General features: G+C 57.8%; 21 protein-coding genes. 9 read left to right on the top strand and 12 right to left on the bottom strand.

Going from position 1 to position 26,074, the window contains the following annotated elements; translation table 11 throughout:
- Nucleotides 1-37: 37 nt before the first annotated feature.
- Entirely contained in the window at nucleotides 38-3,055 is a 3,018-nt protein-coding gene (locus ABD735_RS08265) for an insulinase family protein (RefSeq protein ID WP_344805225.1), read from the top strand.
- A gap of 18 nt (nucleotides 3,056-3,073) precedes the next feature.
- On the opposite strand, the gene sbcB is transcribed toward ABD735_RS08265, so the two are convergent.
- The gene (sbcB, locus tag ABD735_RS08270) at nucleotides 3,074-4,579 is read right to left on the bottom strand and encodes an exodeoxyribonuclease I (RefSeq protein ID WP_344805227.1); all 1,506 of its coding nucleotides are present in this window, start codon (nucleotides 4,577-4,579) and stop codon (nucleotides 3,074-3,076) included.
- A gap of 166 nt (nucleotides 4,580-4,745) precedes the next feature.
- On the opposite strand from sbcB, the gene ABD735_RS08275 reads away from it, so the two are divergent.
- On the top strand, nucleotides 4,746-5,462 hold the full coding sequence (locus tag ABD735_RS08275) for a hypothetical protein (protein ID WP_344805229.1): 717 nt from the start codon (nucleotides 4,746-4,748) through the stop codon (nucleotides 5,460-5,462).
- 24 nt (nucleotides 5,463-5,486) lie between these two features.
- Here ABD735_RS08275 and ABD735_RS08280 read toward each other — a convergent pair whose 3' ends face one another.
- Together ABD735_RS08280 and ABD735_RS08285 are read right to left on the bottom strand one after the other, a co-directional pair.
- On the bottom strand, nucleotides 5,487-6,110 hold the full coding sequence (locus ABD735_RS08280) for an L-threonylcarbamoyladenylate synthase (protein WP_344805231.1): 624 nt from the start codon (nucleotides 6,108-6,110) through the stop codon (nucleotides 5,487-5,489).
- Nucleotides 6,111-6,114: 4 nt separating this feature from the next.
- Nucleotides 6,115-6,453 (bottom strand): BolA family protein, encoded by a 339-nt coding sequence (locus ABD735_RS08285; RefSeq protein WP_344805233.1) that lies wholly within the window; start codon nucleotides 6,451-6,453, stop codon nucleotides 6,115-6,117.
- Nucleotides 6,454-6,580: 127 nt separating this feature from the next.
- On the opposite strand from ABD735_RS08285, the gene ABD735_RS08290 reads away from it, so the two are divergent.
- Genes ABD735_RS08290 through ABD735_RS08305 form a run of 4 tightly spaced genes read left to right on the top strand, consistent with a single transcriptional unit; the run spans nucleotide 6,581 to nucleotide 11,180 of the window.
- Nucleotides 6,581-7,321 (top strand): response regulator transcription factor, encoded by a 741-nt coding sequence (locus ABD735_RS08290; RefSeq protein ID WP_344805235.1) that lies wholly within the window; start codon nucleotides 6,581-6,583, stop codon nucleotides 7,319-7,321.
- 50 nt (nucleotides 7,322-7,371) lie between these two features.
- On the top strand, nucleotides 7,372-7,881 hold the full coding sequence (locus ABD735_RS08295) for a hypothetical protein (RefSeq protein ID WP_344805237.1): 510 nt from the start codon (nucleotides 7,372-7,374) through the stop codon (nucleotides 7,879-7,881).
- Nucleotides 7,776-8,486 carry a FecR family protein gene (locus ABD735_RS08300; protein WP_344805239.1) on the top strand — a complete coding sequence of 237 codons (711 nt, stop codon included), beginning with the start codon at nucleotides 7,776-7,778 and terminating at the stop codon, nucleotides 8,484-8,486. The genes ABD735_RS08295 and ABD735_RS08300 overlap by 106 nt, the downstream gene beginning before the upstream one ends.
- A gap of 15 nt (nucleotides 8,487-8,501) precedes the next feature.
- Nucleotides 8,502-11,180: a CHASE2 domain-containing protein gene (locus ABD735_RS08305; protein ID WP_344805241.1), complete on the top strand. Its 2,679-nt coding sequence runs from the start codon at nucleotides 8,502-8,504 to the stop codon at nucleotides 11,178-11,180.
- Here ABD735_RS08305 and ABD735_RS08310 read toward each other — a convergent pair.
- Entirely contained in the window at nucleotides 11,154-11,726 is a 573-nt protein-coding gene (locus ABD735_RS08310) for a hypothetical protein (RefSeq protein ID WP_344805243.1), read from the bottom strand. The two genes, ABD735_RS08305 and ABD735_RS08310, sit on opposite strands and share 27 nt — an antisense overlap.
- A 191-nt stretch (nucleotides 11,727-11,917) precedes the next feature.
- On the opposite strand from ABD735_RS08310, the gene ABD735_RS08315 reads away from it, so the two are divergent.
- Nucleotides 11,918-13,306, top strand: a complete 1,389-nt coding sequence (locus ABD735_RS08315) for a WS/DGAT/MGAT family O-acyltransferase (RefSeq protein WP_344805245.1) — start codon at nucleotides 11,918-11,920, stop codon at nucleotides 13,304-13,306.
- Between the two features lie 9 nt (nucleotides 13,307-13,315).
- Here the strand turns inward: ABD735_RS08315 and astB are convergent, their stop codons facing one another.
- The 8 genes from astB to lptF all read right to left on the bottom strand — a co-directional run bounded on the left by astB (nucleotide 13,316) and on the right by lptF (nucleotide 23,650).
- Nucleotides 13,316-14,686 carry an N-succinylarginine dihydrolase gene (gene astB, locus ABD735_RS08320; protein WP_344805247.1) on the bottom strand — a complete coding sequence of 457 codons (1,371 nt, stop codon included), beginning with the start codon at nucleotides 14,684-14,686 and terminating at the stop codon, nucleotides 13,316-13,318.
- Between the two features lie 49 nt (nucleotides 14,687-14,735).
- Complete coding sequence (astD, locus tag ABD735_RS08325; protein WP_344805249.1) at nucleotides 14,736-16,151, bottom strand: succinylglutamate-semialdehyde dehydrogenase; 1,416 nt, start codon at nucleotides 16,149-16,151, stop codon at nucleotides 14,736-14,738.
- Nucleotides 16,144-17,352 carry an arginine N-succinyltransferase gene (locus ABD735_RS08330; RefSeq protein ID WP_344805250.1) on the bottom strand — a complete coding sequence of 403 codons (1,209 nt, stop codon included), beginning with the start codon at nucleotides 17,350-17,352 and terminating at the stop codon, nucleotides 16,144-16,146. Before ABD735_RS08330 ends, astD begins: the two co-directional genes overlap by 8 nt.
- 39 nt (nucleotides 17,353-17,391) lie before the next feature.
- Complete coding sequence (locus ABD735_RS08335; protein ID WP_344805252.1) at nucleotides 17,392-18,474, bottom strand: arginine N-succinyltransferase; 1,083 nt, start codon at nucleotides 18,472-18,474, stop codon at nucleotides 17,392-17,394.
- The gene (locus ABD735_RS08340) at nucleotides 18,474-19,715 is read right to left on the bottom strand and encodes an aspartate aminotransferase family protein (protein ID WP_344805254.1); all 1,242 of its coding nucleotides are present in this window, start codon (nucleotides 19,713-19,715) and stop codon (nucleotides 18,474-18,476) included. The genes ABD735_RS08335 and ABD735_RS08340 overlap by 1 nt, the downstream gene beginning before the upstream one ends.
- A 74-nt stretch (nucleotides 19,716-19,789) precedes the next feature.
- Nucleotides 19,790-21,385, bottom strand: coding sequence for a phytoene desaturase family protein (locus ABD735_RS08345; RefSeq protein ID WP_344805256.1), 1,596 nt, complete (start codon nucleotides 21,383-21,385; stop codon nucleotides 19,790-19,792).
- Nucleotides 21,386-21,428: 43 nt separating this feature from the next.
- The gene (lptG, locus tag ABD735_RS08350; RefSeq protein WP_344805258.1) at nucleotides 21,429-22,505 is read right to left on the bottom strand and encodes an LPS export ABC transporter permease LptG; all 1,077 of its coding nucleotides are present in this window, start codon (nucleotides 22,503-22,505) and stop codon (nucleotides 21,429-21,431) included.
- The gene (lptF, locus tag ABD735_RS08355) at nucleotides 22,502-23,650 is read right to left on the bottom strand and encodes an LPS export ABC transporter permease LptF (RefSeq protein ID WP_344805260.1); all 1,149 of its coding nucleotides are present in this window, start codon (nucleotides 23,648-23,650) and stop codon (nucleotides 22,502-22,504) included. Before lptF ends, lptG begins: the two co-directional genes overlap by 4 nt.
- A gap of 182 nt (nucleotides 23,651-23,832) precedes the next feature.
- Here lptF and ABD735_RS08360 point away from each other — a divergent pair, with 182 nt between their 5' ends.
- Complete coding sequence (locus ABD735_RS08360; RefSeq protein WP_344805262.1) at nucleotides 23,833-25,509, top strand: leucyl aminopeptidase; 1,677 nt, start codon at nucleotides 23,833-23,835, stop codon at nucleotides 25,507-25,509.
- A 7-nt stretch (nucleotides 25,510-25,516) separates the two neighbouring features.
- Nucleotides 25,517-26,035 carry a DNA polymerase III subunit chi gene (locus tag ABD735_RS08365; protein WP_344805264.1) on the top strand — a complete coding sequence of 173 codons (519 nt, stop codon included), beginning with the start codon at nucleotides 25,517-25,519 and terminating at the stop codon, nucleotides 26,033-26,035.
- The last annotated feature ends 39 nt before the right edge of the window (nucleotides 26,036-26,074 follow it).

Here is a 26,074-nt window from a genome sequence, read left to right on the forward strand (position 1 = left end):
TCCGCTTTTAACTATATTGCCTGTAAGCATTTTTACCATGCTGCTCCTCAGTGCCTGTTCGGCGCTGCCCGGCGGGTCGACACAGGCCGGCGACGGAGCCGCTTCGGATTCAACTCACGAGCAGCGGACTGACATGATTGAAAAAAGCCCGAACGACTCGAGAGATTATCGCAGCTTGAGCCTGCCGAATGGCCTGCAGGTTCTGCTGATCTCGGACCCCACCACCGACAAGGCCGCCGCGGCAATGGACGTGCATGTGGGCAGCGAGAATGACCCGGTCGACAGACAGGGCCTTGCACACTTCCTTGAGCACATGCTTTTTCTGGGTACCGAAAAATATCCAGATGCGGACGCTTATCAGAAGTACATCAATCAGCACGGCGGCTCGCACAACGCCAGCACCAGCCTGAGCCACACCAATTATTTCTTCGATATCGACAAGCAGTTTCTTGCACCGGCGCTCGATCGCTTTTCGCAGCAGTTTACCGCGCCGTTGTTTACCGCCGAATATGTCGAGCGTGAAAAGAACGCAGTCAATTCTGAGTACAGCGCAAAGCTCAAGGATGATGGACGTCGCTTCTTCGGCGTCTTGAAGGAGACGATCAACCAGGCGCACCCAATGTCTAAATTCGCGGTGGGCTCTCTTAATACACTTGAAGATCGTGACGGTTCTACGATCCGTGACGAGTTGCTGAAATTCTATGCAGAACATTATCGCGCCGACCAGATGCGGCTCGTCGTCCTTGGCACCGAGCCGCTCGACGAACTGGAAGCGATGGTCAAGCCGCTATTCGAACCGGTACCGGCTAAACCCTCTCTTGAGCACCTCGAAGCTTCAAGCGAGCCTGGTCTTTCACCCGATACGCGACCGCTCGATGTCCCGGACGAGCGAGCCCTAGAGCAGCGCTTCCTGACAGATACCGAGACTCCTGCGCTGGTGCGCATAGAACCCTTTCGCGAGCGACGGTCTCTCACACTGTTATTCGACGTGCCATCTACGCTGCCGCACTACCAGACCAAGCCACTCTACTATCTGACTTACCTGATAGGACATGAGGGTGAAGGTAGCCTGCTCTCTGCACTCAAGGCCCGACAGCTGGCTGAAGGCCTCTCGGCGGGCATCTTCATCAACGCTGATCAGCGGGCGCTGTTGAGCATCTCGGTGAATCTCACCAAGCAGGGTGTCGACGAGCATGACGCCGTCATTGCGGGTATTTTCGAATACGTCGAGCTGATTCGTGAAAAAGGTATTGAAGCGTGGCGCTTCCAGGAACAGCAGCGAATGATGGAGCTGGCCTTCAAGTTTCAGGAGAAGTCAGCACCGATTCATCTGGTCAGTTCACTCGCTGGCCGTCTGCATGATTTCGATCCAGCCATCGTGCTGTCTGCGCCCTACACGCTCGACAAGTTCGACGCTGAACTCATCCGCGAATATGCCGAGCAGATCGTGCCGGAGAACATGCTGGCATTGCTGACGGCACCAGATCAGCAGGGACTCGACAAGCTTGAACAGTGGTATCAGGTGCCCTATTCGGTGCACCAGCTCACGGCTACCGATCTTGCCCTCTATAATAGTGGCACTAGCGAGGACAAGGCAGCGAGTACTGACGAAATACTCGCCGTCAGTGACCTTCTAGCCTTGCCTGGGCGCAACAGTTTCATACCAGACAGACTTGATCTGCTGGCAGACGCTGACTCGGAAAAGCCGAAGCGGCTGATCGAGCGTCCCGGCATGGACACCTGGTATGCCAAGGATACGAGCTTTGGCTCGCCCAAGGCCAGCTTGTACGTATCCCTGCAGTCGCCGGTGGCGAACGCATCGGTTCGAGACCTCGTGATGACCGAAATGCTGGTCAGCCTGACTGAGGACAAGCTCAACGAATATACCTACGAAGCCTACGTCGCCGGGCTCGATTTCAAGCTTTACAAGCATGTCCGCGGCCTAACCTTGCGTATCGACGGATATAGCGACAAGCAATATGTACTGGTGGAAAAGGTGCTCAGTACGCTGGCGGGCCTGAAAATCGATCCGGTGAGATTCAGTCAGATCAAGAAGGAAATTCTCCGCAGCCTGAGAAACGCCGAGCAGAGCAAGCCTTTTGAACGCATTGCCACCCGATCACGACGCACGCTGTTACAACCGGCCTGGGACGAGAAGGAACAGGCCGCGGCACTTGAGGCCGTGTCGGCAGAAGACATGAAGCCCTTTGCTGATCGTTTCCTCAGTGAACTGCATGCAACGATCCTGGCGCACGGTAACGTGACCAGAGACCAGGCCATTGCCGCGTCTGAAGTCGTTCAGAACATCCTTCTGGAAGATGCCACACCGGTTTCGGTGGAAAAGAGCAGGATAGTCGATATCACCGATGCGCGATATCACGCCCGCGAACAGACGCAACACCCCGACTGGGCTTATCTCTATTACGTACAGGGCCCCTCGCGCAGCTACCAGCATCGCGCGCAGTTCGGCCTGCTGGCGCAGATGATGAGCACGCCTTACTACAACAGGGTGCGCACAAAAAAGCAGATGGGGTACGTCGTCTTCGCCACGCCTTTCACACTGCTTGAAGTGCCGGGTCTGGCGTTTATTGTGCAGTCGCCCAGTCATCGGCCGGTGGAAATTCACGCCGAAACCACCGCCTTTCTTGACGAGTTTGCCGACAACCTCGATAGCATGAGCGAAAAGGATTTCGAGCAGCATAAGGCCGCTCTCGTGACCAGGCTGCTTGAGAAGGACAAGACACTGGAGCAACGCTCCGACCGGTACTGGACCGAAATCGATATTGGCAATGAAGACTTCGATACCACGAAGCAGATCGCCGAGACGGTCAGTGCGTTAAACAAGGCCGACGTGCTGGCGTACTACCAGACTCATTTCGTGGAGTCGCCAGAAGGACTGCTGTTTTATGCCGAGCCTGAAGCTTCGACAGCGCCAGAAGCCGCTGCCCTCGATTCAGCAGGGGCTGAGTTGCCGTGGCCGCCAAAGGACATGACAGCGCTGCCAGCGAAACAAGCGTTCGTCGAGCAGAATGCCCTTTTCAATACTGGCGAGTAGTCTCAATTGAGTCGGAGTTCAATACTCCGGCTCAATATCGTCCACCAGCGCTTCGCCATAGATCTTGAGCTCTTCGAGAATTTCGATTTTATCCGGATCCGCCTTGTGCTGCATGGCGAGCGCTTCCAGTGCCTGGAAATAGGTCTCTAGTGTGAGCGTACGGTTGTCGGCGCCATGGTGCAGTCGCTGCACCCGGTAGTTCGACCAGCGCGCGTGCTCCGATTCACTCAGTAGTTCAGGAAAATTGCGAGCCTTGAAGCGGAGACAGAGATCAGGCAGCCGTTCATCGGCAAACCTGAGTGCATCCAGATCGATGCTGGCCATGCTGGCGGGTTCCTGACCAGTGGCGAGGGCAAACAGGCCACCTCGGAAGGCGTCAAGCATCTGCCGGTCGTTGGCACTGAGAAAGCCACCGCTGTACAGGCTACTCTCGGCTTCAGGGCTTCGCGTCTGCGTCCTTTCCTGCTGAAATAGTTCGGCAATTTTGCCCTCTACAAGCGCCCTGTTGGCCTGCAGCACCTTCATTCGACGGCGCATGGCGTCGAGTTGCGGCAGCAGTTCAGCTACCCGCGCCTCCGGCAGGCTCTTGAGAATCGACACCGGAGCGAGCATCGGCACACGATTGCATTTCAGTTGCACGAGGCCCGGGCGCTTTCCGTTTGCACCCAGCTGAGCCTCCGGCATATACATCAACTCCAACAAACGTTCGCTGCTCTCTGCCAGGAGCGTATCAGGCTCAGCATTGAGGTCGAAGCAAATGATGCAGGCTTTCTGTTGGGGATGAATGGCGAGCGGAACCAGCAAGGCAGTACAACTACGCTCGGCGCCATACTCGGCGCCAAAATGAAGAAATGCCGTGGTAAAACACGGCGTCAGCTGCGCCTGGACAAAGTGTTTGTCGCGCAACTTGAGCGCCCACTCGAACAGTTTCGGCTGCGCTGACTTCAGCAGGCGTGCGAGGGCAAGTGTGGCATTCACATCGGCCAGTGCGTCATGGGCGCCGGTATGTTCGATACCGTTGGCGGCGGTAAGGTGTTCGAGCCGGAAGCTGGTCCTCCCCTGATCGTTTTGCGGCCAGTGGATGCCTTCGGGCCTGAGCGCTTTCGCCATCCTGACGACATTGATCAGGTCAAAGCGACTGTTGCCGTTCTGCCACTCCCGAGCGTAGGGATCGAACAGATTGCGCCAGGCTGAAAATCGGGTGACTTCATCATCAAAAGCCAGGCTGTTGTAGCCAACGACGCAAGTTTCAGGCACCGACATGATCTCCAGTACGCGCTGCATGAATGCCGCCTCAGGTTCACCTTCAGCCAGCGCCCGTTGCGGTGTGATACCTGTAATCAGACAGGCTTCAGGCGCGGGCAGGTAGTCATCCGCCGGCTGTGAGAACCAGACCACTGGCTTCTCGATCAAGTTCAGATGGCTGTCGGTACGAACGGCCGCAAATTGACACGGCCGATCGCGGGTCGGATCGGCACCGAAGGTTTCGTAGTCGTGCCAGAGAAAGGTGTCCTGTTGAGTCAAGATAAGGCCCTGGTTGGGTAAAGCGCCGGACGCGCTCGAAAATGTGGCATGCAATCTGCTTCACTTCGCTGAAGAGCTCAATTAGAGCTAAAACTGGCAGGCTTTTGCCACGACCCACCTGGCGTCGATAGGCCTGCACAGCGCAAGCGGACAAGAGACAGCATGTATGGGACTGATACAGACATTACTAAGCGAAGGCTACCGCGCTTATCAGGACAAGAAAAGCCCTGCCAGCACAGCAGCGGCTGGTGGCCCCTCAGCGCAGGCGGCTAATGCGGCCAAGGCAGGTGGCGGAGCAACTGTGGTCGAAGGCTTGCAGCGCAGCGACGACAGCAGCCGCAGCACTGTGCCGGGCCGTTATCTTCGGGTAACCCTGCAACAGGCAGGCGCAGATATTGCGCCTGAAACCTTTGCCATCCAGAATCTGCTGCGGCAGAAACTGTCGGAACATGGCATTCCTGGCAATACCCCCATTGCGCTGGAACGCCATGAAGACGGCAAATTTGCGCTGCTGGGTCCCTTACCGGACGCATTGAAAACCCGCATTGCCGACGAATTCAACCAGTCTTCAGAATTGAAGCAGGTATTCGTGAAACTGAGCACGCATACCCCGACCTTCGAATATCTGCGTAACAACCTGCGGCTACAAAGTGCCTATGGCTCGGAAAACCCGGTATTCAGCAGTCTGCTGAGCGAACAGAGCACACATAACTCACTTCCCGACCTGACCACGCGGCTGGATCAATTGCGTCGCTTGCAGGCTAAGGAAGCCACCTCCCGCCCAGTGGCTCAGCCAGATGCGAAAGACCCCGGTGCGGCTGTTGATCTCGCCAGCGAACAGGCTTTGATGCGTCAGCGCTTCGCCGTCAGCATCAACGCCTAACGTTTTATAAGGCGGCAAACCGCCTCATAGATTGAGGTGGGTAACGTCGCCTGCTCCCTGCCGGATGACCTCCGGCACTTCATCGAGCAGACTCACGACTGTAGTCGACTCAAAGCCACAGAACCCACCGTCGATAATGAGATCGACCTGATGCTCAAGTGTCGCCCGAATATCGTAGGGATCCGTTTGTGGTGCCGTCTCGCCAGGCAGAATCAGCGTTGAACTCATGATGGGCTCCCCGAGTTCTTCGAGGATGCTGCTGGCGATCGCATTATCGGGAATGCGGATGCCGATCTGTCGCCGCTTGGGGTGCAGGAGACGGCGTGGCACCTCGCTGGTCGCTGACAGCAGAAAGGTAAATGGCCCAGGCGTCGCCCGCTTGATGAGCCGGTACTGCTGGTTATCCACCTTGGCGTACAGCGCAATTTCTGAAAGATCCTTACAGACCAGCGTAAAGTTGTGCTTGTCATCGAGGCGACGAATAGTACGAATCCGCTCGCTGGCCTGCTTGTCTCCAATAGCGCAACCAAGCGCATAGCCGGAGTCAGTCGGATAGACGATAACACCGCCGGATCTGAGAATGTCGACAACCTGCTTCACCAGCCGATGCTGCGGGTTCTCCGGATGAATCTGAAAGAACTGGCTCATCAGTTCAATCCTGCCGCACGTCGGGGTTGGCACCAGCTTTACCGCCCATGCAATCAGGAGACTCGGGAACACCCTGCTCTTCAGCCCACTCTTCCGGAGTGAAGGTATGCAGGGCCAGCGCGTGCACTCCGCCTGGCGCCATGAATTCTTTCAATTCGCCATAGACCAGCTGATGCCGTTTCACTGCGTTCAGATCGCCAAAGCGCTCACTGACCAGTGTCAGCCTGAAATGCGTTTCACTGCCAGGCGGAACGTTGTGCTTGTAGCTTTCATTGATCAGCTCGGCGTGTGCCGGACTGAAACGGTCGGTGACCCGGCCGTGTATTGCCTGCTCGGTATTCATTGCTGCTCTCCAGAGTCAGAACGATAAACAAGGGTGACGCTGCCGACTGACTACTGCAACACCATGCAAAATTGGAGTTTTATGCCAGACTTATTGCACAAGCAGCCCGCAGACCGATCAGTATCAAATGAGCATTATACTACTCGAAGACGATCAAGGCATCGCTGATAATGTTCGCGCCACGCTGGCGACGAACGGGATCAGCTGTCAGCATTTCTCCGATGGCGAGCGTTTCCTCTATGCAGCGCTGAACCGTACATGGGATCTTGCCATCATGGACTGGCAGCTGCCCGGTCGTAGCGGTATCGAGGTGCTGAAGGATCTTCGCGGTAGACAGCGCTGGCCCATGCCGGTCCTGTTCCTGACCCAGCGGGACGACGAGAGCGACATTGTGATGGCCCTCGACGCTGGCGCCGATGACTACATGATCAAGCCCCCACGCAAAGGCGAGCTCTGCGCCAGAGTTCGCGCCTTGTGCCGTCGCGGAAGCCATGTGCAGGACGACACTCGAGACCAGAGCAGCCATTTCGGTTGCTACAGTCTGAATGTCGAAGCCGGCACAGTCTCTTTCAAGGGTCAGACGCCGCCACTCACCGATATGGACTTCAAGCTGGCCCGCTTCATGTTCGAGAACTGCAACCGACTACTGACCCGGGAGTATCTGCTCGAACAGATCTGGGGCCTCAGAGGCGGCCTGAAAACTCGTACCGTCGATACTCATATCAGCAAATTGCGCCGCCTACTCCAGCTTTATCCGGAAAACGGTTTTCGGGTCAAAACCGTGTATCAGCGTGGCTACAGGCTGGAGTCGGTAGACAGCTCCACGCCAGCAGACGCCAACTTGCCTGCCGACAACCCAGTCTCGTGATCACAACCCGCTTCAGATGTCGGCGACCGCCAGTACGGGTCCTGTGTGGCATGCTTCTGCTGCTAGGCAGCTGGCTCGTAGTTATTGCCCCCACTGCCGGTGCTGGCGAAGCACCAGATCACGCCATTGGGACAGTTGAAGGCGGAGACTGGTTGTATCCGATGACGCCGTCAGAGAGCCTGGAAATGGTCGGCAAGCGCTATCTTCAGGCACCATTTGCCTGGGTGGACCTGGTCAGACACAACGCCCTGGGCGATGCGTTTGCCATTCCACCAGGCGCCACTATCCGCATTCCGCTCGAATGGCTCAGACACAGCCCCCGCCCCGCCACTCTCGCTGACACCGAAGGCACAGTCTGGGTCTATCGCCGGGGTGAAACTCGCCGAGAAGCCGCGCGCTCGGGCCATCTTTTGAACGTCGGCGATCGCATCAAGGTCGAGAAGGCACCGCGAGGGTGCGCTTTGAAGACGGCTCACGCCTCAAGCTGGGACGAGAGGCGGACATCGAGTTCAACCAGCTCCGATTTTTTGGTGACTCCGGCATGGTGGATACACGTCTGAGGCTACGCAAGGGGCGTGTCAAATCCGAGGTGCGTGACCGGGTCGGCCCCGACGGTCGGTATGAAATCCAGACACGTGAAGTCACGGCTGCAGTCCGAGGCACCGTGTTCGTGCTTGAGCAAACGGTGAACAGTAGTCGCCTGGAGGTCCATGATGGCGCTGTTGCCCTGAAAAGGCTGGACAATGAGACCAGGATATCGGCAGGAGATGGCGCAACTGTGACCACCACCGAAGGTGTGGTGGAAAAGGTGTTGCCGCGTATTGAGGGGATGAGCATCAGTCGCACCGGCACGTCAGCTGAAGCGCCTGTTTTTGCCGCCTGGGCAGAAGATCCTGGACATGGTTTCATCCGCTATCGCATCGCTCGAAAAGGGCTGGCGGATAATAGCCATAGCTATCAATTGCTCGACACCGGTCTGAGCGACTCGAACCGACTGCGTCTGCCGGCTTCCGCCGAGGGCGTCTATCAGCTCACGCTCCAGGTCGTTGACCAACAGGGATTCAATGGTGTGCCTCAGCAATTCGAATTCAGGGTGGACAGCAAGGCACCGCAGCAGTTCGAGCTCAAATTGTCCGGCGGAGCGCCTGGCAAACGCATCTTATAAGCCGTCACGAGCAAGATGCCCCTGACCACTCACCCCAAGAGCTTTACACCAGTTCGACGCATGCTCATCGAGCCCGTGCTGCTTGGCCTTGCGCTCGTCGCTCTATACGCCGTGCTGTCCCTGACAGCTGTGTTCGAAAAGCTTGACCTGTTTGCGCTGGACCTGGCACTTGCCAACGCACCGCCACTCACCATGCAGCAGAGCGAGCTCGTGACGATAGACGAACGAAGTATTCGTGCCATTGGTCCATGGCCATGGCCCCGCCAGATTCACGCCCAACTGGTCGACACACTCACGGCGGCGGGAGCGGAGGTCATCGTATTCGACATCCTGTTCAGCGAACCCCGAGAAGGCGATGCCAGACTGGAGACAGCGTTTCAGTCTCACGGCCGTATAGTTCTGCCGATGCATACCGACGGTGATTATGGCGTCCTGCCACTGGTCCCGCTTCGCCAGTCGAGTACTCGAATCGGGCTGACGGAAGTGGCACTCGATATCGACGGCATCGCCAGACGAAGCCCCCGCACCCGCAGTTTCAAGGCTGCCGAGCTCGTGAATATGGACCTCGACTCCAGTGCGGCAGAGGCCAGTTGGTATACCTTCGACTCTCTGGCAGAAGCTGCCTGGCGGCTAAGAGCCGGACATTCGACCTCAAGTCTGGAACGCCGCCGGACGGAGCACGCCAGCGATCAGATACTGCCCCGACTGGGGCGCAGCGCCGAGCGATCCTGGTCGTATGTCGATGTCCTCACACCCATGAGCCTGCCCGACCTTCGGGGGCGAACGGTCTTCGTGGGGTCAAGCAGTCCCGGCCTCGGGGACACGCTGTCGATCGCCGACACCGATCGCAGCCGCAGCGTTCCTGGTGTTGTCTTTCATCGCGGCACTTTCGAAGCCATAGCACAACAAAGACTCATCTCGCCGGCTGACAAGCGGCTCGAGTACCTGACTGCCCTCGCAGCCATTGCCATTGTCGTCACGGCCCTGGTCCTGTTGCCAGCCAGTCTGGGCCTGATCCTGGTGCTTCTGAGCACAGCGTTGGTGATGACGCTGTCGCTGGTCACCCTGAGTGCGCTACAGATGTGGCTGGCGCCATCTGCCATCGTCGCCGTTCTGTTGACGGCCTACCCCATATGGAGCTGGCGTCGTCTCACCAGAACTTCTCGCTATCTTCGGCATGAGATTTTGCGCCTGTCGATTCAGCCCCAGCTTTATGAGATGACCGGGCGACGCGGCCAGGACAATGGTCGCTGGATCAGTGAAGTCTGTCAGTTTTTCCAGCCACTGCACTATTCGGTCGTTGATACAGCAGAGTTGTCTGATCAAACGCTTGAGACCGAAGATGAGCCGCTTGTCGATACCGACCCAGATCTTGTAGAACTCAGTTTTGAACTGGCACCGCTCTTCCCCGACGACGCCCGCGTGCGGGGACCACTGCCTCGCGTTCATATGCAGTTTTCCGGCGAAAGGCGTGACGAGCTACCTGAGATGCAGCAACATCTCGAGGCCATGCTGGGCACCGCAAGAGCGTCCGCGAGCCTAGCTGACAACAGCAGCTGGCAACTGGGCAGCAGTGAGCGGCAAATTCGTACCATTCGTAGCGCGATCGACAACTTGGGACAATTGAACAGCTTTGCGCGAACCATTATCAATGAGGTATCAGACGGGATCGTAGTCGTGGGCCCGACCGGCTGCATCGTCCTACTGAACAAGCGCGCCAGGCAGATTCTGGGCAAGCGCGTTCGCCATGGTGATGCGCTCAGCGACCATCTGCCCGAGTCGCGACTGGTGAGCCGTGCTGACTGGGCAGACAGCCTGCGTCAGGCTATCCTGACTCAAACTGTTCACAAGCGTGAAGTCACTGCGGCCAACCTGGCCTATATCGTGTCCATTTCGCCGTTTCGACCTGACGCAAAGACGGCCACAGGCGCGGTGGTCAGTCTGACCGATATCTTTCCCATTCACGAGGCACAGAAAGACAGGCTCGAAGCCATCAATTTCGTGTCGCACGATATTCGCTCTCCACTGGCCTCACAGTTGGCCACCTTCGATGCACTGGACAGCTTGATCAGCAGCATCGACAGCAGTCAACACGCGGCTGAACTCGTGGAGTCCAGGGAGAGAATCAGCGATGCCAGGCGGCTGGCTCAAAAAAGCCTGGCCATGGCGGAGGAATTCATTCAGCTCGCCAAGCTCGAGTCACTGGTGATTGTCGAGCGCAGTGAGGTGTCGCTACAGGACCTCATGGATAATGCCGCTGACGCTGTCTATGCTCTGGCCGAGAAGCATCAGGTCAGACTGCAACGTAGCAGCAGGGACGAGGAAGAGCTCTGGGTGTATTGCGCACCTGCCCTGATAGAGCGGGCGCTGGTGAACCTGCTGACCAACGCCATCAAACACAGCGCTGTCGGCGCCGTCGTCGTGCTCGACTGCTTCCGTACAGCACAGGATTTCTGTCTGCAGATCACCGATCAGGGTGAAGGCATCGCCGAGGAGGAGCTGAGCCATCTGTTCGAGGCCTTTACCCGCACGCAGGCTTCAGAACGCGAAATGATACCAGGCACAGGTCTGGGGCTGCGAATGGTCCAGGTCATCGTACAGAAGCATGGTGGTCATGTCAGTGTACAGTCCAGCCTGGGGTCAGGCTGCCGTTTCACCATCTGCCTGTCAGCTGCTACCAACTCGCTGCTGTAGACGCTTGATCAGCTCGGCCATCGAGGCACTGATCTTTTCTACCGACGCCGGCTCATGGGCAAGCGTAAGCCACTCTGAACTGGCATCGACGGGATCGGTGATCCAGCACTTTCGGCTGCGCGCCTCACAGTTATAGCCAACGTAGGGATCGACACCGCTGACATCGACTGACTTCGAACTGTGCTGAGCCGCCCCTGCCTTGCGATAATCATCAGTACGCACGACCAGCTCGCGAGCTTCATTGACATCCAGCTGATACACCAGACCCTGTGGCTTGTCGAGATCGACGATGCGGTCTTCGGTGAAGGCGTGAGTCCGCAATAGCGCGTTCAGGTGCTGCAGCAGTGCACTGACTGCATCATTGGTCAGATACAGTTGCTTGAGACTCTCGATCTGCCGCTCGGACTCGCGCTCGATGGCGTTGACAGGGGTTTCTTCCGGACTCCTGAGCTCTGGTGTCGCCTGGGCACCCGGTATGATGAACAGCAAGGCAGCGATCAACGCAGTAGCCCGGGGCACGGGACGTATTTGACTCAGGGTCAACATGGCTTATTCCTCAACATCTTGATAAAGGGTTCATGACCGTCACAGTTTACCAGTGGGAGGGCAGCCATATCCATGATCTGCTTCATGCCATGGCCCAGCTGCAGCCTTGCGGGATAATATTTATGATCGCACGCCCGGCCGCTCTATACTGGCCCGATGCTCGATCAACACAACAAGGATAAGGACTAGCCATGAAAGCACTCAGCCCGGTAGACCAGATGTTCCTCTGGCTGGAGAAACGAACACAGCCAATGCACGTGGGGGGCTTGATGATATTCTCCTTTCCAGAGGGCGCAGGCCCGGGCTACATCACCCGGCTTGCCGAGGAGATGCGCAGTTACCGGGAGCCAGAGCCGCCATTCAACTTGAGACTCAGGCTGCGATTCGGACAGTATTACTGGGAAGAGGATCAGCATTTCGACCTCGATCACCACTTCCAGCATGAAGCGCTTCCCAAGCCTGGCCGTATACGTGAACTGCTGTCGTTGGTATCCGCCAACCATGGCACGCTGATGGACCGTGAGCGTCCCCTGTGGGAAAGCCACTTGATCGAAGGCGTTCGTGGCAAGCGCTTTGCCTTCTACCACAAGGCCCATCACAGTATGGTCGATGGCATAGCAGCCATGAGGATGATGTTGCGCTCGCAGGACTATGATCCGAACACGCGCGGCAAGCCACCTATCTGGGCGATAAGCCCAAAGCTTTCCCAGCGCAGCGAAACGCTGACCAGCGGTGATGTCGTTCAGAGCATCATTCATCTCGCGGGCGATGCAGGCAAGCAGATCGCGACAGTTCCCAAGCTGGCGAAGGAACTGACACGAACGCTGATGCAGGCACGCAAGCATGAGGACATGGTGTCACTCTTCCAGGCCCCCAGTTCAATCCTGAATCAGCGCATAACCGGCTCTCGACGTTTTGCGGCTCAGTCAGTACAGATCAGCAGGATCAAGGCGATTGCGAAGCGTAATCACGCGACGCTGAATGATGTGCTGGTGGCCGTATGCGGCAGTGCCCTGCGTCACTATCTCCTGAACCAGAATGCCTTGCCGGACAGGCCGCTGATTGCCATGGTACCGATGTCCATTCGTCAGGACGATAGCGAAAGCGGCAATCAGATTGCCATGATACTGGCGAACCTCGGCACGGACATCGCGGACCCAATCGATCGCTTACAGCGAGTGAAAGGCTCCATCGACGAGGCCAAGAGTCGGTTCAAGATGATGACGCCTGAGGAGATGCTGAACTATACCGCCCTCACCCTGGCACCCTCCGGGCTGAATATCCTCACAGGACTGGCGCCACAGTGGCAGGCTTTCAACGTCGTCATTTCCAACGTCCCGGGCCCTGAAAAGCCCATGTACTGGAATGGTGCGATGCTCGAAGGCATCTACCCCGTTTCCATACCCGTCGATCATGTGGCGCTGAATATCACCATGCTCAGCTACCGGGATCAGATCGAGTTCGGGTTCACGGCCTGCCGCCGAACATTGCCTTCGATGCAGCGACTGCTGGACTATCTCGAAGCTGGTGTGACTGAGCTTGAAGGGCCCGCAGCGCGACAACGCCGAGGGCGGGTCTGAGCAGCCGGCTCAGCGCTGAAATTCGTAGATCGACCCCAGGTTCAGCAGGCCAGTCAATTCATCCAGGGCAGCCTGACTTTCTCCAAGCAAGGCAGGATCGGCCAGATCCTGCGGGGTCAGTCGATCCCGGTAATGCCGCTTGACCCAATCACTCAGTGTCTTGTGTCGCTCGTGGTCAATAAAACAGGCAGGATTGGCTGCAGCCTGTTCCTCTGGCGTCAGCACGACCCGAAGGCGCAGGCAGGCCGGGCCACCCCCATTGAGCATGCTCTGGGTCAGATCGGCATACAGCACTTCCCTGATCGGCTGCGATTGGTCGTCGACCAGGTCCTCGAGGTATTGACGAACTCGTGGATTTCGCTCGCACTCGACAGGCACCAGCAGGAGCATGGCACCATCGTGGCGCGACAGTAGTTGAGAATTAAACAGATACGAGGCCACTGCGTCGGCCACCGACACTGTCTCCGAAGCTACGCGTATCGGCGTAAAGGCTGGCCCGTCTGGAGCACTTTGCTCGTAAGCGCTGGTCAGTTCGCCAAGACAGCGTTGCTCATCATGGAAGGCTGCTTCATGGTAGAACAGCACATTCGCGTTACCCACGGCTATGACGTCGTTGTGAAACACCCCCGCATCGATGACAGCGGGACTCTGGAGGGCAAACACACATTGACCCGCTGAGAGGCCATGCTGACGGGCAATGGCCTGTGAGGCTTCCAGCGTCTGCCTTGCATGAAAGCGCGCGGGCCTTGGCGAATGCGTGTCGAAGCCTTCACGCCCATAGACGAAGAAGTGCACGCCGGGCTTGCCGTACTGAGCACACAGCCGGGTATGATTTGCGGCGCCTTCATCACCAAATTGAGCGACAGCGGGCAGTGCCTCGTGATGTGCGAAAAAACTATCGTCCCTGAAGGTGGCCGCCAGTGCTCTTCCACTCGTGAGGTGTTCAAACGAACGGTGGAATTTGGCGTTGAGATTGGCAGGCGTAAAGTGCACCCGCCCGTCCCTGCTGTCAGCGGACGGCGTCACTGTTGCCGCATTGGCTGTCCACATCGAAGAGGCCGAAGACAGACTACCGAGCAGATAAGGAGCTTGCGCCTGGATATCCTTCAGTACCTGCGCATCCGTACCGGAAAAACCGAGCCGTCGAGCCACACTGAGGGCCGGTCTGAAATGTGGCGGCAAGACGCCCTGAACAAAACCAAGCTCGGCCAGTCTGAGCATCTTGTCCAGGCCCTGGAGCGCCGCATCTCGTGGATTCGACACTGCCTGCCTGTTGGAGGTGGATGCCACATTTCCCAGAGACAGCCCGCTATAACTATGCGTTGGTCCAACCAGACCATCAAAGTTGGCTTCTGTCGCGCTATCGTTACCTGACTGCATGGAACTCCTGCTGAGCATTGGGATTGACTGGTCCGTGTAGTAGCCCGTGCTAACCCGCGCCGGGCAGCACGAGGCCGACCGGTGCTGATGCCGGAAGTCGCGCCTGCTCGTCGACCAGCGAAGCAACGGGGTAGGCACAGTAGTCGGCCGCATAGTACGCGCTCGGCCGATGATTGCCGCTCGCGCCAACACCGCCAAATGGCGCGCCACTGCTGGCCCCCGTCAGTGGTTTGTTCCAATTGAAGATACCGACGTGGCTGGCGTCGAAGGCAGCCTCATAGCGCGTCCGATCATTGGTAATGATGCCGCCAGCAAGGCCAAATTCCGTTGCATTGGCGAGTTGCAAGGCCTCATCGAAATGCTCGTAGCGTTGAACTTGCAACAGCGGACCGAAGACCTCGCGATCAGGCAAATCCTTGATGTCGGTCACGTCGACAATGCCAGGGCTGAGAAAGGCCTTGTCATCATGAATATGAGTGCTTTCCAGCAATAATGTTCCACCCAGGCTGACAAGCTCAGCCTGTGCCGCAAGCACCTGGTCGGCCGCCCTTTCACTGATCAGTCTCCCCATGAACGGTTGCGGCTCCTGATCGTAGGCACCAATAGAGATACCCTCGGTAGCCTTTATGAGCGCCTGAAGGAAACGGTCGCCCTCCGGGCCTTTTTCGACGATCAGCCGTCTGCTGCAGGTACAGCGTTGTCCGGCACTCAGAAAAGCTGACTGCAAGGTCATCATCACCGCTGCCGCCTCAGGAAACGGCGAAGCGAGTATAAGGGCATTGTTGCCACCCATCTCAAGCGCCAGTATCTTGCCCGGGTGGGCACCGTACTGTTCATGAATAATGGCGCCAGTGCTGCTGCTACCGGTAAATAGTAGACCGTTGATGCCATGGTGTGCGGCCAGTGCCTTGCCGATGTCCGGCCCACCATGAACGATATTGAGTATGCCATCAGGCAGACCGGCTGCGATCCAGCCACGATGCATGAAGTCGCCGAATCGGGGCGTGAGCTCACTGGGCTTGAAGACGACCGTATTGCCAGCCAGCAAGGCTGGCACGATATGGCCATTCGGCAGGTGGCCAGGAAAATTATAGGGGCCGAAGACAGCCAGCACACCATGGGGCCTGTGTCTCAATACCGACGTACCGGCTGGCGTGTCAGTCGATTTTTCAGGGCAGCGTTCATGGTAGGCTCGGATGGAAATATCCACCTTGCCTATCATGGCCTGCACTTCGGTCCGGGATTCCCACAATGGCTTCCCGGTCTCACGGCCAATGGCGTGAGCCGCCTCCTCTATATTATCGCCGAGCCAATTGGCAAAGCGCCGGCAGATATCGGCGCGGGCATCGAAGCTCTGACCTGCCCAGGCCTTCAGCGCCTCTTTTGCCCTGAGAACTGCCGAATCGACCTGCTGTCCTGCCTGAGCCCCATCCGGAGCACTCGTGTCATCTGCCTGGCTAGTCATCTACTTGCTCCAAATGAGTATTTCGATCGAGCTGAATACCGTGTCGACTATTGAGCACTGGCTTGAGCCTCGTCATCAACAAGGGCATATCCAGCCAGTGAAGTGATATCGACGCAGCTGCAGCCTGAAGCTCTGCAGACAACAGCATATCAAACAGACCGTCGTGCGCCGCCTTGTCACCCTCAGCGCCAGTCATGGCGTCCAGCGTGGCGAGATCGGTCAGGCGCACCCTGAAATCTGCCATGGCAAATGGAAGGTCCAGTGCACGGATCGCCGAAGGATCGGGCGCTACCATGACAGCCGTCTCGGCAGCGTCGGTAGCTGGCAACTCCAGGTAGGGGCGAACCGTCGCCAATTCCCGCAAGGTGGCCACCTGCGTTCTTTCGACCGCAGCGATGCTGGCGAGTTCGACCTCTACACAGGGTCCGCCATCGAAAATATCGATCATGTTGTTCTTGCGGAAGCCTTCGGCTTCGAGCATGCGCAACGCCGGCAGCGTATCCCGATGCACCTGTGCAATACAGTCACGGGCCGCTTCATTGAGAAACACCGTATATATCGGGTGTCTGGGCATGAGTTCGGCGATGAAAGCCTTGTTACCGGTGCCGCTCAGATAGTCGGCCTGCGGAAATTCGAAATGAAAGAAATGCTCGCCGAGCGCTTCCCAGAACGGCGAGTGACCGTCATCGTCTGACTGTCCTCTCATCTCTGCGAAAACACGACTATCGAATTGCTCTGCGTAGGCCGCCAGAAACAGAAAACGGCATTTTGAGAGAAAGCTGCCATAGGGCCTGCGCCTGGCCGACTTGCGGCAATCCGGGTGCAGTAGCAGCGAGCAGATTTCCGTGGCACCAGTCATGTCATTGCTGAGGTGCAGGGTCTGCATGCGTTTGTGCAAATGCATTTCCTTCGACGCCGTAACGGTCTGGGAAACGCGATAGTTGTACCAGACTTCGTCCAGTCCAACACTCGCCTTCACGCCGCAGACGCCGAGCATGTGTTGCTTATCGGCATCCTGCAGCGCGAAGAGATAATCAGCGTCCGCATGACTGCGCTTGCCGGCGAACGAATCAACCGATGTCGCGATCCGCTGCAGCAGACGGGCACGATCGGATGGTAGCGAAGTCACGCCTATTCCCGCAGCGGTAGCCAGTTCAACCATCTCGTCGAGGTCGTCCATCTGTATCGGGCGTATCAGCATACGAGACGCTCCACAACGCTCACGCGATCGAGGGAAGTATCAACTGAGCTCATAAGCAGCCTGACCAGGTTTTATGCGGGAATAGAAGATAGTGTCATTTTCTGCCAGACCAAGTGCATCTGCGTCCTGCTTGCGAATGCGCTGCACGTCGCCAAGACCCTCCGTCATATGCACCAGCGCGGCTCGAAAGTTTGTGAGGTCACCATTCATGGCAATGAACGCAGCGCCCATTGCAGCACCCCCAGAACCGGAACGCGAGGCCCCGGCACTCAGTCTGACCTGCTTGGAAACGACCTGCTGCCCCTTGACCAGCCTTTCAGTCGGCGCTTCCAGCACCGGCCCCGCGTCGAAAATATCAACATACTGGCTCAACTCGAAGCCCTGACTCTGCAGGAAGCGCATGTTTGCGGCGGCCTGCTCATGCGGCAGGCCAATGACCGCCCTGGCCTCTTCATGCAATAACGGCAAATACAGCGGCGTAGCTGGCATCAGTTCTGCAATGAAGGTCTTGCCGAGTGTCGCGACATGTTGATCCGCTTCCATGAAGTCAATATCGAAGAAGTGACGCCCGACATTCTCCCAGAATGGTGAAGTACCGGGATATCGACCATCATTTACTGCAACACCCTGAATTTCGACAATACAACGTCTCTGGAAACGATGACGACAGTGATACATGTATAACAGTCGCGCCCTCGACAGAAGGTCGCGGTATTCGGATAGGCGCATCCGGGTGGCCAGCGTGAAAGACGAGAGCAGCGTCGCGTTGCTGAGATCATGAGCCAGACTCAGAATCTGCACCGGGTTATAGACACCATGGGCCTTGGACGCATGAATAATCTCATCGAGCCGATAGTTGTAGAAAGGTACTTCGGCTCCGGCTACCGTACTGAGGCCGGCCGTACCCAGCACTTCATGGTGATCTTCATCGTAAAGCACGAAAATGAATCGCTCGGTACCTTCAAGCTCGCCGTTGTGACGGAAGCTTTGCACCGACTGTTCGATCCGTCGACCAAGCCAGTCCCGATCGGTAGGCAAGGAGGAAATGGGCGCTTCACTCTCAAAAATCAGCTTCTCGATACCGGGCTGATCTCCAGCCTGCACCGGCCGCACGACGATCATCAGGCTGCTCCGGCGTCTGCATCCATTGTCGCAATGGTCTTTTCTATCGCTGCGGCAAAGCGGGCCATGCCTTCATCGATATCGGCCTCGGGGATAATGAGGCTTGGCGCAAAGCGCATGACGCTGGTGCCAGCTACGAGCACCATGACACCGGCTTCCAGTCCCGCCTGCATGAAATCCCGGGCCTTGCCTTCGAAACGATCCTGCAATTGCGCGCCCAGCAGCAGGCCCATACCTCGGACCTCCTTGAAAATATCGAAGCGCTTGTTGATGTCCTCCAGCGCGGCCCGGAACTGATCGCTCCGTTTGGTCACGCCCTTCAATACCTCAGGCCGCGTGACGATCTCGATCACTTTCGACGCGACAGCACAAGCCAGTGGATTGCCGCCATAAGTGCTGCCGTGGGTACCGACCTTGAAACTGCCAGCCACTTTGTCAGTACACAGCATCGCCGCGACGGGAAATCCGCCGCCGAGCCCTTTGGCCGTGCTGAGAATGTCAGGCGTAACACCATAGTGTTCGTAGGCGTAGAGGAACCCGCTGCGACCGACCCCCGACTGCACTTCATCGAAAATCAGCAGGGCGTCGTGTTTATCGCATAGCTCGCGAGCCTTGCGCAGGAATGTTGCGCAGGCAGGTGTAACGCCGCCTTCGCCCTGGATGGGCTCCACCACAAAGGCGCAGGTCTGCGGGCCGATAGCCGCTTCGAGTGCGCTGCAGCTGTTGAATGGCACATGACTGATACCACCTGGCACAGGCTCGAAGCCTTCACGATATTTCATCTGTCCACCGACGCTGACGGTAAACAGCGTTCTGCCGTGAAAACTACTGTCGCAGGCCACTATCTCATGCTTGCCTTCGCCAAATATATCCCAGGCGTAGCGTCTTGCCAGCTTGAAAGCGGCTTCGTTGGCCTCTGCGCCACTATTGGCGAACAGCACCTTATCAGCGAAGGTCAGTTCGGTCAGCTGTTTGGCCAGTCGCAGAGCCGGCTCGTTGGCCAGTACATTGCTGAGGTGCCAGAGCTTGCCGCCTTGCTCTTTCAGCACGGCAACGAGCTCAGGGTGGGCGTGCCCGAGGGAAGTGACCGCAATGCCACCTGCAAAGTCGATGAACTCACGATCGGCCTGGTCCCAGACGCGAGAACCTTCGCCGCGCACCGGAATGATAGAACCCGGAGAATAGTTGGGGACCATGTAGGCATCAAAATCGGATCGCTGAGGCGCGACAGGCTTGTTCATTTCGGCTTTTCCCGTTGACTGGACATGTGTCTATTGTGTGCCGTAGCCGTAGGAAATGCCAGCCGCCTTGAGCACTAAAAACGCATGATCGACAGATTCGCCAGCGCTTCAAAGCCAAGCACTACTGAAGCCGTCAGCATTCCCGCTCGTGCCGCGCCGCCAAGCCCCGCCGACACGACGTCGGAGCCAGTCAGGTACAGATTCGCGACAGGGGTTTGCGGATGCAGCACGCTTTCGCGGAATCGTTCCGGCGTATGCGCCAGACCGAACATCTCACCCTGGATATTGTTGAGAAAATGGCGGGTCGACAAGGGCGTGGAGAGCTCTGAGAAGTCGAGCGCATTTTCAAGATCCGGCCTGATTTTGAGCAGCTGACTCAGTAGTCTGTCGGTAAATACACTCTTGAGCTGGTCATAACCATCGCCTCGCCTGTTCCAGCTGGTGTCCGCCCAGTTATCGAACCACTCGCAGCGGGCTGGCACGAGCACCTGGGCGGTGGACCGTCCCGGATAGCGCTCGGCCCAGGTCGATTCGCGGGAAGACGGAAAGGTAATATAGGTCAAAGGCAGGGGCGCACCGGGGTCCTTGTCAAAGGCGGTGAAACTATCGTCGTGACGAGGGCCAGGACTCAGCCAATAGGTCTGTTGATCAAGGGCCAATGCCTGCGCATCGCCCTTGAGACCGAGGAACAATGCGAGATGGCCGGTAGACAGTCTGAGATGACCAAGGCGGCTGAACAGGCTGCGCTGCAGGAACTCTGAGCGCGGCAGCAACTGCAGGGTGGGCAGCAACCCTGCGCCGCTGATGATGACAGGGGCTCGAATATGCTCACTCGAATTCACGACCACGCCCACAGCCTTGTTGCCGTTCATGGTGATGGCACTGACCTTGGCATAGGTGAACACATCGCCACCAGCCGCTTCAATGGTGGGAATGATGCTGTCAGCAATCGCCCAGCCTCCGCCTGCGGGATAGGCACGCCCCGTGAAGAAGTGGCTGACCGCCAATGCGTGCATCAGGAAGGCGGACTGCGCAGGCGGCAGGCCATAGTTTCCCCATCGGCTCGTCAGCAGGCTGACGAGCATCTGGTTGCCGGTCAGCGACGACATGACTTCAGCTGTGGTTTTCCAGGCGAAAGCCGGCAGCCCAATGCGCCGCCATAATTCTGCCACGGTGGCCAATGGGCGCCGCAGCGCCTGCCACGCGTATAGCTGTCGGGTACGCCCACCCAGGTCATCGACCATCGCTATATAGCGATCGATAGCCTTGTGTTCGAGGGGAAAGTAGCCTTTCAACGCTGCACGCAAGGCCTCCCGACCTGGCGGCAGCGTGTAGCGCTGGTCGTTGATGTGGATCTGATCGTCACTATTTGGTAGCGATGTCCACTGCAGACGGCCTGAACTGACCGTATCGAAAAGCCTGCGCAGCTGATCGCTGCTTCGCAGCACGCCACCAGTGGCATTGATACCGATGTCCCACTCATAACCCGCGCGCTCGAAGGTCTGGGTCAGGCCGCCGGTGGTATAGTGTTGCTCGAGCACACACACCCGTCGATTGCGAAGCGCAAGCAGCGCAGCACTGACCAGCGAGCCAATACCCGACCCGATGACGATGACATCATACTGGCTGTCAGCCGCCCCTGGCCTGAACCGCTTGCCTGTTCGCTTCAACCGATACCATCTCCCGACAACTGTCTTGACGACACGGACTGCATCAGCGCACCCGTCTTAACAGTACGAGACCGAAGATGGCACTGACGATGATAGGCGCCAGTGTAGCAATAATGGGATTGAAGCCAAACACCAGGCTCGCAGGACCGAGGAGATCCTGCGCGTATTTGAACAACAGCCCCACGATGATGCCACAAAATACCCGGAAGCCCATGGTGACCGAGCGCAGCGGACCGAAGATGAAGGATATCGCGATCAGCACCAGTACGGCCGTGGCCGCTGGCTGCAGCACTTTCTTCCAGAACGCCATGGCATACTCGCTCGCATCCAGTGCCTGGGCGCGCAGATAGGTCATATAGGTATAGAGTCCCTCGATCGAGAGATATTCAGGCTTGACGATCAACACCTTCAGAACGTCCGGCGTCAGATCGGTCTCCCAGGGCACACTCTCGGCGTAGCGACTGTTGGTGCGGCTACCTTCAAAGGTGGTCGTGCTGACTTCGAGCAGACGCCAGTCACCGCCATCGTACTCCGCACGCCTGGCAAAACTCGCGCTTTGCAGACGATTATTGACATCGAGTTCGAACAGGCTGACACCATAGAGCGTGCCATCGACCTGCACGGCATTGAAGTGCATGTACGACTCACCTTCCCTGTGCCAGACCCCACTACTCGAGGCGAGGTTGTCCGACGCGCCCTGCTGTACAGCCTTCTGAGTCTGGGCCCGCTGCTCTGTGTAGGGGGCCACGTACTCGCCAATCAACAGACCGACCACGACCACTACCAACGCCGGCTTCATGGCCATCCAGATCAGACGGGCGATCGACACACCCGCCGCTCGCATGACAGTCAGCTCCGAACTGTTAGCCAGGGTCCCGAGACCGACCAGGCTGCCAATGAACGCGGCGAGCGGCAGATAGTCGTAGATGCGCCGCGGCACCGTGAGCATCATGAATTCGAGTGCCTGGGGAAACTGATAGCTGTTTTTCAGGTCATCCGTTTCAGCGATAAAGGCAAATACCAGGTCCAGCGCCAGTACGATGAACAGGACCACCATCATCGCCCCAGCCACCGTAGAGGTGACGTAACGGTTCAGAAGCTGGCCGTTTGACAAGATCATTCTCCACCTCCGGCCTGAGGCGGAAATTGCGCGTAGGCTGGCGGGAGCGTCTTCTTCTTGCCGAACAAGCGCTGGAGCAGCTTAGGGCCGAAGATCATGAACAGGGCAATCACGAAGAAAACGACATGGACCACCCACAGGCCGAGCCATTCCGGCAGCCGCTCTTTTTCCAGCTGCTTCCGCGCCACGATAAGCAGGCCCAGATAGGCCAGGTACACCAGCATGGCAGGCAGCAAATGAAAGAAGCGACCCTGACGCGGATTTACCCTGGACATGGCAATGGCAATGAGCGCAACGATGGGCACTAATAGCGGCAGAGAGATACGCCATTGCAGTAGTGCCTCATGCTGAGGCGTGGCAGAACGCCACAGGCCCGCCGTCGGCAGGCCTTCGATCTGTTTCCGCCTGCGGCCCTCGATGGAGTCGGTCAATTTCAGACCATAGTCCTGGTAGGTCACAACAGAATAATCGTTGCGTCCGGGCTGGCCGTCGTAGCGGGCACCGTCATCCAGAATGATGTACCGCGTGCCCGTGTCAGGCATGATCTCCTGTCGACCACGCTCGGCGACGAGCACGGCAATAGTGCCATCGGTCTCATCACGCTCGGCGATGAACACAGATTGCATTTCGGTCTTGTCTGCAGACAGCGATTCGGTATAAGTCACCCGATTGCCATCTCTCAGACTCTGAAAACGACCCGGCACCAGCAGCTCGAACTCAGTGACCTTGCTCTGCTCATAGAAGATGCGTTCGACATGCTTCACCCCCCAGGGACTCACATACAGGCTTAGGGCAGCCACAATTGCCATGACGATGGAAGCGGGAATCATGGTGATGAGGATGAGCTGTTGCGGACTCATGCCGCAGGCGCTGAGCACGGTCATCTCACTTTCCATGTACATCCTGCCGTAGGCCAGCAGTATGCCGAGAAAGAAGGCGAGCGGCAGGATGAGCTCGAGGAAGCCTGGCAGACGATAGCCCATAACGGCAAACAGCACGTCTGGCGAAAAGCGGCCCGACGCGACGTCTGCGAGGTACCTGATGAAACGCCCGCTCATGAAGATCAGCAGTAGGATCAGCGTCACGGCAGCCATACTGGTCAGCAACTGGCGCGAAATATAGCGCGCAATGATGAAATGACTCATTCAGCCGAGGGTCTTTGAAACTGGGCGTGCGGCGGTTCGATCGGGAACATGAAGTATGGCGTACGACACTAAACGCGGGCTCCGGCCTCTGGTTATTTCGCTATCGAGCGGCCTATACTACCCGTCTTGTAGTCAGGCGACCAGAACTGAACTCAAACAACTCCAGAACAAAGGCTTCAATAGTGATCAAGCACAGCATTGTCGAAACAGCGTTCGAAAAAAAGTCAGAATGTCTTCTTGTCGCCCTCTTCGCAGAGCCGTCGGCAGCCTCCAGCAAAGAAGGTAAATCCAGTTCAGGCACGCAGAGTGGCAAAGCCAGTCCGCGACGGGCTGCCGAAGACAGCAACAGCTCGAAGGCCGCGCCTCTGTCCGGCGTTGCAGCTGAGCTGGACAGTCAGCTCAATGGGCTCCTGAGCGACCTGGCCTCCTCCGGTGAGGCCAGCCCGGAGCCCGGCTCGACCTGTCTGGTCAGAACAGCAGGTGTACAGAGTAGCGGCGATGGTGAAATACCTGCCCGGATCATCCTCGTTGGTGTCGGTGCGCCGTCCGACATAAGCGTGCAGACGTTCATCAAGATTGCTCAGGGCGCGGCCAGTGCTGCCCTGGCCTGCAAGGCGACAGACATCACTGATGCCTGGACAGCTGCCGTCGTCGACCAATTGAGTGATCACTCGCCATCGGACAATCAGACCCTGAGCCTGAATCACGGTGACAGCACCCGAATTGAGCCGGCCGACTGTTTTGCCCAGGCCTTGCTGGCCTACGACGCTGCGGTCTACCGCTTCAATGAATTCAAGACCACCTCAGCTGAAAAGCTGCCAAAACTGAAAAAGGTGGTATTCGTCAGCCCCGACAACGACGAACTCAGTGGGCAGGCGCTGCGCAAGTCACTCAAGACTGCGGCAGCCCTGGCTGCTGGCATGACCGTGACGAAAAATCTCGGCAATGCGCCAGGAAACGTTTGCACGCCTCGATACCTGGCTGATCAGGCCGAAGCGCTGGCACGTGATTACAAGCACATCGAGTGTGAAATACTCGACGAAAAAGCCATCAGGAAACTGAACATGGGTGCCTTCCTCTCGGTGTCGAAAGGCAGCGACGAGCCACCGCGCATCATCGCCATGCGCTATATGGGCGCGAAGTCCGGTGACGAAGCACACGTGCTCGTCGGCAAGGGCATCACCTTCGATACCGGTGGCATCAGCATCAAGCCTGGCCTCGGCATGGATGAAATGAAGTACGACATGTGCGGTGCTGCCTCAGTCATGGGGGTCATGAAAGCGCTCGCAGAACTTCAGCCAGCCATCAACGTCGTCGGCGTTATCGCAGCCGCCGAAAACATGCCGAGTGCCCGAGCCAGTAAGCCTGGCGACATCGTGACCACCATGTCAGGCCAGACGGTCGAAATTCTCAATACGGATGCCGAGGGTCGCCTGGTATTGTGCGACACGCTGACCTGGATCAAGAAATTCAAACCGGCAAGTGTCGTGGATATCGCCACGCTCACTGGCGCCTGCATTGTCGCGCTCGGACATGAGACCTCGGCCTTGTTGTCAAAAGATGACGAGCTGGCTCAGGCATTGCTGGCGGCCGGACAGCGCAGTGGCGATCGCAGCTGGCGCCTGCCGCTGTGGGATGTATATCAACCACAGATCGACAGTCCATTTGCCGACATTCAGAACATTGGCTCGAAAGGCGCAGGCACAATCACCGCGGCCTGCTTCCTGTCGCGATTTACCAAGGACTACCGCTGGGCGCACCTCGACGTGGCCGGCACCGCCTGGGTAACTGGTGCCAAGAAAGCGGCCACCGGGCGCCCTGTTCCGCAGCTGCTGAACTACCTGCTCGCCCAGGCATAGAGACGGTTTGTTGACTACTGCAGAGGCTGCCGTAGCCCCTAGAGAAGCTGACTTTTTCGTGCTCGGCGACGAAGTCAGATGGGCCCAGTTCCTCTATCGCTTCGTCTGCCAGCGCCAGCAGTTCAATGACCCATTTCTGGGCTTGTGCACCAGCACGACCCTCGAGCATCTGGATCGGATTTTCGACAGAACACAGCCAGAAGTGTTCGTTGAATACATGATACTGCCTGAGGCTACGGAGGACCTGGCGAACACAGTTGCGCTTGAGCAGTGCCGGCTGGTGTTCGCTGCACCGGCCCAGGCGGCCCGCCGCCCTGACCTGCTCAGCCGAAAGATCCTGCTCCTGCCAGGCATACTGCAGCAATTGCTGGAAGACCCGGTATTGATGAACACTGTCGCCAGCGCCTGTGAACGGCTGACTTTCATCGTCGAGCCTGGCGAGTCCGGCCGAGAAATGGCCCGGGCCTGCTATCGCCTGCTGAGGGCGCGCGACTTCAAGCTTAATTATCACGACATACGGAATTGAAGCAGTTTACCCATGAATGAGAACCGCAGCACCGACAAC

Origin of the sequence: Allohahella marinimesophila, from assembly GCF_039538005.1 — a bacterium.
GTDB classification, from domain to species: Bacteria; Pseudomonadota; Gammaproteobacteria; order Pseudomonadales; family Oleiphilaceae; genus Allohahella; species Allohahella marinimesophila.